Raw genomic sequence first — 11340 nt, forward strand, 5'->3', positions numbered from 1 at the left:
AGGCGATGATCGAACTCAGGCAGATCCACAAGACATTCAACGCCGGACGCGAGAACGAGTTCCACGCCCTCAACGGCATCGACCTGCACCTGCCGGCGGAGCGCGTGACGGCCTTGCGCGGCCCGAGCGGCTCCGGCAAGACGACGCTGCTGTCGATCATCGGCTGTCTCGCGCGACCGACGAGTGGTCGCGTCCGCCTCCTCGAGCGCGACATCTCGGGCCTGCCCGAACGCTTCCTGACCGAAGTCCGGCGCCGCACCTTCGGCTTCGTCTTCCAGCAGTTCAACCTCATCAGCGGGCTGTCGGCGAGCGAGAACGTCATGCTGCCCGCCTACCCGCTCGGTGGCGACCGGCACGCACTGCAGGCCCGTGCCGAGCAGCTGCTCACCGGCCTGCGCCTGGCCCACCGGCGGACGACGCGCGTCGAGCTGCTCTCCGGCGGCGAACAGCAGCGCGTGGCGATCGCCCGCGCGCTGATCAACGAACCGCCGGTGATCATTGCCGACGAACCGACGGCCAACCTCGATACGGCGCTGGCGATGGAATTCATGGCGATCATCGAGGAACTCGCCAGCACCGGCCGCACGGTGCTGCTCAGCAGCCACGACCCGCTACTCGTCGAGTCGTCTCTGGTGGACCGCGTGATCGACATGCGCGACGGGCGCATCGTCGACGCGGCCGTGCCGGCCGGGGCCGGCCGATGATCCTGCAGCCGGCGATCCTCGCCCTGCTGCTCTCCTCGCTGCTCTGCATCGGGCTGCTGCTGGCGGCGACGCCGTATGCCATCGACCTCATCCGCCACTGGGACCTGTCCAGCGGCAGCGAACGACAGTTGCTGCGCGAACGCCGCACCTATCTGCTGTCGACCCTGCTCGCCTTCGTCTTCGCAACACAGCTCGTCGCGCTGCTGCTCTTCGTCTTCAACGCCGATCGAATGGCGTCGCTGTTCGTCGGCGCGATGTGCGCCGTCGGCACCCTGCAGGCCAACGCTTTCGGCTTCCCGGCGCTGCTGGCGCAGATCCTCGTCTTCTTCCTCGCCGCCGTCTGGCTGGTGATCAACCACGTCGACACGCACGCTCCGGACTACCCGCTGCTGCGCATCAAGTACGTCCTGCTGCTCTGCCTGCTGCCGTTCCTGCTCACCGCCGCCGTGCTGCAGTGGCGTTTCTTCCTCGCGCTGCGGGCTGACGTCATCACCTCGTGCTGTGGCAGCCTGTTCTCCGACGCGGCGCCCGGTGTCACCGCCGACCTGGCGGCGGCACCACCGCTGCCGACGATGCTCGCCTTCTACCTCAGCCTGGCGCTGGCCAGCGGCTGTGCGCTGCTGCATCGGCAAGGGCTGCGTGCCGGCTATCTCGTCGCCCTCTTGTCGGCGGTCGCCTTTGCCGTCACCATGGCGGCCTTGCTGGCCTTCATCTCGCTCCATGTGTACGAACATCCGCACCACCACTGCCCTTTCTGCATCCTCAAGCCGGATTACTCCTACCAGGGTTACGCGCTCTATGTGCCCCTGTTCGTCGGCACGGCTGCCGGTCTCGGGGTCGGCGCGGTGCAGGCTTTCGCCAGCGTTCCGAGTCTGCAGTCCGTCGTACCGGCCGTCGCCGGCAGGCTGGCCGGGATCGCGGCGGCGATGTTCATCGCCGTCGCCGTCGTCGCGTCGCTGATCGTCGCCAACTCGCGCCTGCTGCTGCTCGACAATTGAGCACCCGACGTCAGCTGACCTGCCTCGCTCTCGCGTTGCTCGCCCTCATCGTGGCTGGCTGCGACGGAAGCAGCGGCGTCCGGCTGAACATCGGCGACACGGCGCCGGCCTTTGCCGCGCCCACCCTCGACGCCGGCCCGCTCAGTTTCCCCGGCGAATTGCGCGGCAGACCGGTGGTCATCCGCTTCTGGGCCGACTGGTGCCGCTTCTGCGCCGACGAGATGCGGGCGATCGATGGCGTCTGGCAGCGTCATCGGCAGCAGGGGCTCGTCGTGCTGGCGATCAACGCCGGCCAGAGCCGGCAGGAGGTCGAGGCTTTCATTCGCCGCATCGGCATCGGCTATCCCGTGCTGCTCGACGAACAGGCCGCGATCTCGCGCCAGTATGGGGTCGTCGGTCTGCCGACGACCTATTTCGTCGCCGGCGATGGCCGCATCCGTGGCAAACTTCTTGGCGAGGCCGATGCGGCAACCTTCGAGCGTCTGGCGGGCGAGCTGCTGCGATGAGCGAACGGAACGCCTGCCACCTGTGCGGCCTCGACTGCGGCAAGAGGCCATTGCTGCTGCAGACGGCGGCGACGGAGCTGCGCTTCTGCTGCGAAGGCTGCAAGGGAATCTTCCTGATGTTGCACGACATCAAGGAAGTACCGGGAAATTCGACGCACGCTGGCGGGGACAAGCCGACCGGCTGACAGGGAGGACTGCATGATGATGAACGGAAGCACGATGGAAGCACTTGGACACGTGATGAACAGGCCGGCTGCACACGCGGCGGCGATCGGCGGCGCCGCCGCGCACGGCGTCGTCGCGGCACGCACGCTGCTGCTCAACCCGCTGACCCTGCTCGCCGTCGGCGCCGCCGGCGGCATGGTCGCCGGCTTCCTGCTCTACCGCTACCGCAAGGAGATCGCGCTGTCGGTCTCGCGTGCCTGCGGCATGGGCAAGGATTTCGTCCTGCAGCAGAAGGAGAGCCTCGCCGACCTGATCGAGGAGACCCGAGAACGTGAGGCGGATGCGGCGGTGCCGACGACTGGCAAGAGCGGCGATGCGGAGGTTCCGCCCAAGGCCGCCGGCTGAACCCGGCGTCAGGCGAGGCAGCCATGATGCCGCCCACCGATTCTGCCGACGAGTGGTCGCGGCGGATCTTCGTTCGCTACCGTGCAGCCGGCCATCTGCGGCTGGAACTGCCGGCCGCGATCTGTTCGCCCGCCAGCGCACGCCGGATCGAAACCGCCCTGCGTCGCCAGGAAGGCGTCCATCGCGTCGGACTGCATGCCGGCGAGCGCAAGCTGTCCGTGTTCTACGATGAGCGTGTCTGCGGCGCCGGCGCCATCGCCCGCTGCCTGCAGGAAGTGCTGCCGCATCTGCCGGCGGCCGATGCCGGGCCGGAGGATGCTGCCGGCGAAACAAGCGGCCCGACGGTAGCAGGCGGAAGCGTACGCGCGGTCGACCGCGGCACGCAGTTCGAGGCTGCCGCCCGACGTTCGCTGCGCCGCCTGCTGCGCAGCCTCGATCGTTACCCGCAACTGCAGGGCGTGCGGAGCCGTGTGCAACCGGTGCTGGAGAGCGCACTGAGCGAAAGGGCGATCGTCAACTTCCTCAACGACCTGCTGGCTTTCCATCTCATTCGCGTACACTGGGATCTGATCAACCAGCAATGGCTGCGCGACCCGCTGAAGTTCCGCTCCGCCTGGCTGACGATTTTCTACCTGGTATTCCTGCTCGTTCGCTACCGCAAGGGCGGCGGGCGCAGATGAGTACCGGCGGCTACCGCAACCTGCACGTCGTGCACCGGCTGCGACGCCGGGTGCGCGTCGTTGCGCCCCCGCTGGCAGGACAGGACGAGCGTTGCTACATCCTCGAAATCGTGCTGCGCAAGCGGCCCGGGATCCGCGACGTGCGCGCCGTTCCCGCTCTCGGCTCGCTGGCGATCCACTTCGATCCGCGCTGCCTGCCGGAGGCCCACCTCCTGGCCAGCGTCGACGAACTGGTCGGCCGCCTCGCTGCCTGCCCGCCGGTGCGACGGCCGGCGGCCAGCATGGCTGACAGCGACGCACCACTGCAGGAGTCCTCACTGGCGATCGAAGGCATGAGCTGCGCCTCGTGTGCCCTGCTGATCGAGCTCTCGCTGCGCCGTGATCCGCGCGTTCGGCTGGCGAACGTCAATTTCGCCGCGCAGACGGCGGTCGTTCGCGGCACGATCGGGCGCGACGAGGTCTTCGCCCTGGTCAACCGGCTCGGCTACCGGGCGCAGGCGATGGATACGGTGGCGCAGCGCCGACTGCTCGTCGAACATGAAAAGGAGAGACTCGCACAGGCGAAGCGGCGCGTCGTCGTTGCCGCAGCCCTGAGCGCACCGCTGATGCTGCTCGGCATGGCAATGCATCGCTCACCCGCGCTGCGCCTGCTCGAGTTCGCCCTGGCAACGCCGGCGCTCTTCGGCCCAGGTCGCGACATCTTCGACAAGGCCTGGCAGATGGCGCAACAGCGGAGCGCCAACATGGACTCGCTGATCGCGATCGGCGCCGGTTCGGCCTACCTGTACAGCCTGCCGGGCCTGCTGCGCACCGCGCACCATGTCTATTTCGAGGCCGCCGCCGGCATCGTCAGTTTCGTCCTCCTCGGCCGCTTCCTCGAGGAGCGCGCCAAGGGGCAGGCCAGCGAAGCGATCCGCAAGCTGATCGAGCTGCAGGTGACGACTGCCGTCGTCCTGCGCGACGGTCGCGAAGAGGTGGTGCCGATCGACCAAGTCGTCGTCGGCGACCTGCTGCGCGTACGCCCCGGCGAGCGCATTCCGGCCGATGGCGTCGTCGCCGCCGGCAGCTCGGAGGTCGACGAGGCGCTGCTCAGCGGCGAGTCGCTGCCGGTCGGCAAGGGCTGCGGCGATTCGGTCCACGCCGGCTGCGTCAACGGCAACGGCAGTTTCACGCTGCGTGCGACCGCGGTTGGCGCCGACACCGTACTGGCCGGAATCGTCCGCCTCGTCGACCATGCACAGGACAGCAAACTGCCGGTGCAGAAGCTCGCCGACCGCATCTCGCAACGCTTCGTTCCTGCCGTTGGCGGCGTCGCCGGGCTGACCTTCGGCGGCTGGCTGCTCGCCGGAAGTCCGCCGGCGACGGCACTGGCGCACGCCATCGCCGTCCTGCTCATCGCCTGCCCGTGTGCGCTCGGTCTGGCGACGCCGACGGCGATCATGGTCGGTACCGGCCAGGCCGCGCGGCGCGGCATCTACATCCGCAACGGAGAGGCGCTGGAGAGCGCTGCCGGGCTGAACACACTGGTCTTCGACAAGACCGGGACGATCACCGAAGGCCGACCGGTGGTCACCGACTTCTTCCCGGCCGCCAACGCCGACCGGAGCCGGCTGTTGGCGATCATGGCGGCTGCGGAGGCCGGCTCCGAACACTTTCTCGGTCGGGCGATTGCCGCCTGGTGTGCAGCCCAGGGGGTCGTTCCGGCAGAATGCAGCGAGTTCGCCGCGATTCCCGGACGCGGTGTGCGCGCCGTCTGCGAGCGCCGGACCGTGCTGATCGGCAACTCGGCGCTGCTTGCGGAGGCCGGCGTGGACTGCGCCGCCAGCCTGGAGCAGGCGGCGGCGATCGCCGACCACGGCCGGACACCGGTCTTCGTCGCCGTAGACGGCCATGCGCTCGCGCTGCTGGCGATCGCCGACCAGCCGCGCGCCGGTGCGCGCGAGGCAATCGAACGGCTGCATCGCCTCGGCATCGAAACGGTGATGGCCACCGGCGACGTCGCCGCCGTCGCCCGCCAGATCGCACGCCAGGTGGGAATCGGGCGTGTCGTCGCGCGCGCCACGCCGGCCGACAAGCTGGCCCTGATCCGCGACCTGCAGCGCGAGGGGAGGCGCGTCGGCATGATCGGCGATGGCATCAACGACGCGCCGGCGCTGACCGCCGCCGACGTCGGGCTGGCCATCGGCAGCGCGGCCGACATCGCCCTCGAGGCGGCGGACATCACGCTCGTCGGTGGCGACATCGGCCGCGTCACGGCGACGATCGAGCTGTCCCGGCAGACGATGCGAATCATCCGCCAGAATCTTTTCTGGGCCCTCGGCTACAACGTCGTGGCGATTCCGGTCGCCGCCGCCGGCCGCCTGAGCCCGATGATCGCCTCGGCGGCGATGGCGCTGTCCTCGGTTTCCGTCGTCAGCAACTCGCTGCGCCTGCAGAAGAGCTGAGGCTTGGACCACTCGCAGCATCAGGCACTGGCCGAGTTCTCCTACTGGCTCGCCTTCATGACCGGAATCCTCGGCAGCGGCCACTGCCTCGGCATGTGCGGCGGTCTCGTCTCCGGCTTCTTCATGAAGCTCGGCGCGCGCAGCTTCGCGCCCTATCTCGCCTACCACCTGACGCGTGTCGGCGTCTATGTGCTGATCGGTTTGCTGGCGGCGGCGCTCGGCACGGTCCTCGTGCAGACCGGCGCCTTCGGCAGGCTGCAGGGACTGCTGCAGATCGTCGCCGGCGGCATCGTCATCCTGCTCGGCCTCGAACTGCTCGGCGTCTCGCCGTGGCGCAACCCGCTCGCCTTCGCGCCGATCGACTGGCTGCGCCGCCAGTTCGCCAAGGCCAGCGCGCGCGGCGTGCTGCCCGGAGCGATGATCGGCGGCGCAATCAACGGCCTGATGCCGTGCTCGATGACCATGGCAATGGCGATCAAGGCCACCACCGCGCCCTCGATCGTCGAAGGCGGCCTGTTGCTGCTCGCCTTCGGCGCCGGCACGCTGCCGTCGATGCTCTCGGCGAGCTTCCTTTTCGGCAGGCTCGGCGCGCGCACGCGCGGCTGGCTGTTGCGCGGCGCCGCGCTGTTCGTCATCGTCCTCGGTCTGACCACCGTCTGGCAGGGCATCCGCTACTACCTCGTGATGCAGCGGCTGGCCGGCTGATCGCGATCGCGCCCGGGGAAGCGGCGGCGTCGCGGGCGGCACCGACGGCACGTGCCGCGGACAAGCGGCGAGCTCACCACAGCGCCGGCGGGCGACGCGACCCGTCAACACAGAGGGCACCGGGATGCTGCAGCGGGCGACGCTCCGCCGGTAGTGCCAGCGCGTCCGAGCCTCGCGGCCGCTGCGACGATTTGCCGCAGTCCGCCGCGCGGCAAACACCCTACCATGCGCCTTGACGCCACCCGGCACTCGCCCCCATCCCCGGACAGGAGAATGATCTTGAAACGCCGTGATCTGCTGAAAATCTCGCTGGCCGCGAGCGGCCTGCTCGCCACCGGCGCCCAGGCGCAGCCCGCCTGTGCCACCGACGGTACCCCGGCCCAGTTCATCCCGAAGAAGGCGGCCGATCCCCGACCCGCCGACAACGACCTCGAGAAATTCCCCAAATGCCCGTATTGCGGCATGGACCGTCGCCAGTTCCATCACTCGCGCATGCTGCTGCAGTACAGCGACGATCTGCCCGACGGCGTCTGCTCACTGCATTGCGCGGCGATCAGCCTGGCGGTGAACGTCGACCGCGAGCCGAAGACCATCTGGGTCGCCGACAACGCCGCAAGCGCCGAGATCAAGCCTCTGCTCGTCGTCGATCAGGCCACCTTTCTGGTCGGCAGCCGCATCAGGGCGGTGATGAGCAGACGCAGCAAGGTGGCATACGGCAGCGAAGCGGCTGCGCGGGCGGCGATGGCGGAAAACGGCGGCGAACTCGCAAACTTCGACCAGGCGCTGCTCGCCGCTTACACCGACATGTCGCAGGATGTCGCGATGATCCGCAAGAGCCGTGAGGAGCGGCGGCAGCGGGCGGCCGGCCGACCGCAGGGCTGAACGCTGCCGCGATGTCGTCACGACTGGCGCGCTGGCTGGTTGCCGGCGCACTCTGGCTGGCCGCCGGCCTCGCGCTGGCGAGCGCGCTGCCACCGAAGCCGGGCGAGCGTGACCTCTGCCCGGTCTGCGGCATGCTCGTCTCGCGTTACCCGCACTGGATCGCGGTGGTCGCCTACCGTGATGGCCAGGCGCACTTCTTCGATGGCGCCAAGGACCTCTTCAAGTACCTCGGCAACCTGGCACGCCACGCGCCTGGCCGCAGCACCGGCGACATCGCCAGCATCTGGGTCACCGAGTACTACGGACTGACCCGCATCGACGCCCGGCGCGCCTTCTATGTCATCGGTTCCGACGTACCCGGGCCGATGGGGCACGAGTTCGTTCCCTTCGCGACGCGCGCCGATGCGGAGGAGTTTCTCAAGGAACACCGCGGCCACCGCATTGTCTCCTTCGGCGAGGCGACGGCAGAACTGGCAGCCCGCCTCGACAAAGGGCTCTTCGACTGACCGGTCGAGCCAGCAACGGCCGAGAAACCATCTCCTCGGCTCAGAGCCTGTGAATCAATCCGCTGCGCGACCGGCCTGCGGCGTCGCTCACGCCCTCACTCCTCGCCCATCCATCTGACAGGCCTCGTCGTTCGCTCACTCGCCCCTTGCTTCGCGGCCTGTTCGCGACGATTTCGTCACAACCGCTCAGGGCAGCGTCAGGATCCAGCGCACGAGAATGCGGATGTTGTCGATGCCGGCACGCTTGTTGGCCGACATGTAGTCATTGCCCCAGACGCCACCGCCGCCCTCGTACACCTTCTTGACCAGGATTTCCTCGACCTCCGGCTGGCCTCGATAGCGCTTGGCGACATCGCGCCAGGCAGGGCCGCGCAACGTCTCATCGACATCGTGGCAGGTCAGGCAGCGGCTCTGGTCGGCCAGTTCGAGCATCGCCGGATCGACCGGCGGCGGCGCTGCCAGCGTGATCGACGGCAACAGCGCGAAACAGAGGGTCAGGGCCTTCGCTTTCATTGCTTCTCCTGTGGCAGACGGCCAGGGACGGCTGCGTCCGCCGCACCATACGAAAAAAACGGGGGGCCGCAGCCCCCCTTTCGCTTCGACTGCGGTCTCTGCGATCAGTAGATGTCGCGCTGCGTGTTGTACACGTTGAACTTGCCGGTCGGCGTCACCAGACGCGGATCCTTGATCACGTTCTTGACCGTCCGCGTCTTGTCATCGACGACGACGATCGCCGAAGGCTCGGTCTTGTTGCCGGTCCACACCGAGAACCACACCTCATCGCCCTTCTCGTTGTACTCGCCATGGACGACGCGCTGAATGCCCTTCGTCTTGCCGAGGTTGGCGGCGGCTGCGAGATCGAGCACCTGCGGCTTCGGATCCGGGTTGCCGAGATCGTCGATGTTGTAGACCGTGACCGAACCGGCCAGTTTCGGATCAGGGTTCAGCGGCGCGTCGGCCCATAGGTTCTTCGACTTCGGGTGCGTCTTGACGAACAGGGAATTGGCGCCGTGGTTCTTCACTTCCTGAACCACCTTCCACGCATGCTGCGGGTTCTTCGCCGGGTCGGTACCGATGATGCTGATCACGTCGGCGCCCAGGTGCGAAGTCGCCCAGACCGGACCATACTTCGGATGGTTGAAGTTGGCGCCACGGCCCGGATGCGGGATCTTGGCGGTATCGACCAGTGCTGCGAGCTTGCCTTCCTTGGTGTCGACGACCGCGACCTTGTTCGAGGCATTGGCGGCGACGAGGAAGTAGCGCTTGGAAGCGTCCCAGCCGCCATCGTGCAGGAACTTGGCCGAATTGACGGTAACTTCCTTCAGGTTGTTGATGTCCGAGTAGTCGACCAGCTTGATCATGCCGGTCTCCTTGATGTTGATCACCCACTCGGGCTTGTCGTGCGACGAGACGATCGACGCCACGCGCGGCTCGGGATGGTACTCGCCATCGACGGTGACGCCACGCGTCGAAATCAGCTTCAGCGGCTCGAGGGTTTCGCCGTCGAGGATGGCGTATTGCGGCGGCCAGTACGAGCCGACGACAGCGTACTTGTCCTCGAATCCCTTGTACTTCGAGGTGTCTACCGAGCGCGCCTCGTAGCCGGCCTTCATCGTCGCGACGATCGTCGGCTTCTCGTACCACATATCGATCAGATCGTAGCGACCGTCGCGACCGATCACGTGCACATAGCGCCCGGAAGCGGAAACGCGCGAGATGTGAACGGCATAGCCGGTCTTGACGATGCCCCAGATCTGCTTCGTATCGCCGTCGATCAGGGCCACTTCGCCCGAATCACGCAAGGTGACGGCGAAGACGTTCTTCAGGTTGACGTTGTTCATCTGCTTCGTCGGCCGCTGTGCGACCGGCACGTGCAGCTTCCAGCTTGCCTTCATGTCCTTCATGCCCCATTCCGGCGGCGCCTCGGCGGGCATCTGGATATAGGTCGCCATGTTGGCGATTTCCTTCTTCGACAGGATGTCGTCGAAGTTCGGCATGCCCCCTTCGGTACCGTAGGACATGATCTTCTCGAGCCGCGATGAGCCCAGCTTGGCCGTGTTGGCCGGTTCGAGGTTCTTGCCGGTGGCGCCTTTGCGCAGCATGCCGTGACAGCCGGCGCAGCGCTCGAAGTAGGTCTTGCCGGCAGCCGCCTTGTCCTCTGCCGAGAGTGTCGGGCCTGCAGCCGGAGCGGCACTGGCGGCTGGTGCAGCAGCCTTTTCGGCCGGTGCGGCGAACGCCAGGTTGATGGCCAGCGGCAGGCTTGCCAGCATCAGTACGTTACGGATTCCCTTCTGCATTGTTCGATTCCTCTCCTCTTGAAGTTGCTTGTTCATCGCTCGCGGTCAGACCCGTGTCAGACTCCACGCAGGATGACATGCCAACCCCACGCGGATCCTTGACTTTCATCAAAACCCGCAAGGCCGACGGCAGACCGCTGCGGATCAGTTGAACATGCCGGCGCGGACGCTTATGCTTGCGCCTCAACGAAGAATCGGGAACCGCACCATGAGTCAGTCGCCTCCATCAGCAACCCGCGGCACCGTCTACATCGTCGGCAGCGGGCCGGGCGATCTCGACCTCCTGACGCTGCGCGCCGCACGCCTGATCGGCGAGGCGGACGCGATCGTCTACGACCACCTGATCGCCGATGGCGTGCTCGAACTGGCGCGTCCGGATGCCGAACGAATCTACGCCGGCAAGGAAAGCTCGAACCACAGCGTACCGCAGGCGGAACTCAACCGGATGCTCGTGCGCCTGGCGCGCAGTGGCAAGGCCGTAGTCCGCCTCAAGGGCGGTGACCCGTTCGTCTTCGGTCGCGGCGGCGAGGAGATCGAAGCGCTGGTCGAATCGGGCATCCCGTTCGAGGTCGTCCCGGGCGTCACGGCAGCCGCCGGTTGCGCCGCCTACGCCGGCATCCCGCTGACCCACCGCGATCACGCACAGGCGGTCGCCTTCGCCACCGGCCACCTGAAGGACGGCACGATCAATCTCGACTGGCCGTCGCTGGCGCGGCCGCGGCAGACCGTCGTCTTCTACATGGGAGTCGGCGGGCTGTCCGAAATCTGCCGCCAGATGATGGCGCATGGACTGCCCGCCGAGCACCCGGCGGCGGTCGTCCAGAATGGCACGACGCGGCGACAGCGGGTGCTGACTGCCGACCTCGCGACCCTGCCGGCGAGAGTGGCGGCCGCCGGCATCAGCTCGCCGGCCCTGATCATCGTCGGCACGGTGGTTCGCCTGCACTCGACGCTCGCCTGGTTCCCTCGCCCGGGCAGCGACGAGGCGAAGGACTAGGGCTGCCCTTTACCCGCAAAATTAGGTCTGGACTTTTTTGGTCGAACCAGC

At 67.5% G+C, this 11340-nt stretch carries 13 protein-coding genes; 11 read left to right on the forward strand and 2 right to left on the reverse strand.

Annotation, left to right across the window (positions count from 1 at the left end; all coding sequences use genetic code 11):
* Positions 1-5 precede the first annotated feature (5 nt).
* The 10 genes from NFW30_RS06345 (at position 6) to NFW30_RS06390 (ending at position 7995) form a co-directional block, all read left to right on the forward strand.
* Positions 6-704, forward strand: coding sequence for an ABC transporter ATP-binding protein (locus NFW30_RS06345; RefSeq protein WP_295352401.1), 699 nt, complete (start codon positions 6-8; stop codon positions 702-704).
* Positions 701-1702, forward strand: a complete 1002-nt coding sequence (locus NFW30_RS06350; RefSeq protein WP_295352404.1) for a hypothetical protein — start codon at positions 701-703, stop codon at positions 1700-1702. The genes NFW30_RS06345 and NFW30_RS06350 overlap by 4 nt, the downstream gene beginning before the upstream one ends.
* Positions 1699-2208 (forward strand): TlpA disulfide reductase family protein, encoded by a 510-nt coding sequence (locus tag NFW30_RS06355; protein ID WP_295352406.1) that lies wholly within the window; start codon positions 1699-1701, stop codon positions 2206-2208. Before NFW30_RS06350 ends, NFW30_RS06355 begins: the two co-directional genes overlap by 4 nt.
* Positions 2205-2393 carry a metal-binding protein gene (locus tag NFW30_RS06360; RefSeq protein WP_295352409.1) on the forward strand — a complete coding sequence of 63 codons (189 nt, stop codon included), beginning with the start codon at positions 2205-2207 and terminating at the stop codon, positions 2391-2393. The genes NFW30_RS06355 and NFW30_RS06360 overlap by 4 nt, the downstream gene beginning before the upstream one ends.
* Before the next feature lie 13 nt (positions 2394-2406).
* Positions 2407-2778, forward strand: a complete 372-nt coding sequence (locus NFW30_RS06365) for a hypothetical protein (protein ID WP_295352411.1) — start codon at positions 2407-2409, stop codon at positions 2776-2778.
* Between the two features lie 23 nt (positions 2779-2801).
* Positions 2802-3458, forward strand: coding sequence for a hypothetical protein (locus NFW30_RS06370; RefSeq protein WP_295352414.1), 657 nt, complete (start codon positions 2802-2804; stop codon positions 3456-3458).
* Positions 3455-5902: a heavy metal translocating P-type ATPase gene (locus tag NFW30_RS06375; protein WP_295352417.1), complete on the forward strand. Its 2448-nt coding sequence runs from the start codon at positions 3455-3457 to the stop codon at positions 5900-5902. The genes NFW30_RS06370 and NFW30_RS06375 overlap by 4 nt, the downstream gene beginning before the upstream one ends.
* Before the next feature lie 3 nt (positions 5903-5905).
* On the forward strand, positions 5906-6607 hold the full coding sequence (locus tag NFW30_RS06380; RefSeq protein ID WP_295352420.1) for a sulfite exporter TauE/SafE family protein: 702 nt from the start codon (positions 5906-5908) through the stop codon (positions 6605-6607).
* A gap of 279 nt (positions 6608-6886) precedes the next feature.
* Positions 6887-7489, forward strand: a complete 603-nt coding sequence (locus tag NFW30_RS06385) for a nitrous oxide reductase accessory protein NosL (RefSeq protein WP_295352423.1) — start codon at positions 6887-6889, stop codon at positions 7487-7489.
* 11 nt (positions 7490-7500) lie between these two features.
* A complete protein-coding gene (locus NFW30_RS06390) occupies positions 7501-7995 on the forward strand; it encodes a nitrous oxide reductase accessory protein NosL (RefSeq protein WP_295352426.1) in 495 nt (164 codons plus the stop codon).
* Positions 7996-8181: 186 nt separating this feature from the next.
* On the opposite strand, the gene NFW30_RS06395 is transcribed toward NFW30_RS06390, so the two are convergent.
* Both NFW30_RS06395 and NFW30_RS06400 read right to left on the reverse strand, forming a co-directional pair.
* Positions 8182-8508 (reverse strand): c-type cytochrome, encoded by a 327-nt coding sequence (locus NFW30_RS06395; protein WP_295352429.1) that lies wholly within the window; start codon positions 8506-8508, stop codon positions 8182-8184.
* 104 nt (positions 8509-8612) lie between these two features.
* Complete coding sequence (locus tag NFW30_RS06400; RefSeq protein WP_295352431.1) at positions 8613-10292, reverse strand: nitrite reductase; 1680 nt, start codon at positions 10290-10292, stop codon at positions 8613-8615.
* 208 nt (positions 10293-10500) lie between these two features.
* On the opposite strand from NFW30_RS06400, the gene cobA reads away from it, so the two are divergent.
* Positions 10501-11289 carry a uroporphyrinogen-III C-methyltransferase gene (gene cobA / locus NFW30_RS06405; protein WP_363322076.1) on the forward strand — a complete coding sequence of 263 codons (789 nt, stop codon included), beginning with the start codon at positions 10501-10503 and terminating at the stop codon, positions 11287-11289.
* Positions 11290-11340: the final 51 nt, after the last annotated feature.

It is taken from the genome of Accumulibacter sp., from assembly GCF_023806635.1.
Lineage (GTDB): Bacteria > Pseudomonadota > Gammaproteobacteria > Burkholderiales > Rhodocyclaceae > Accumulibacter.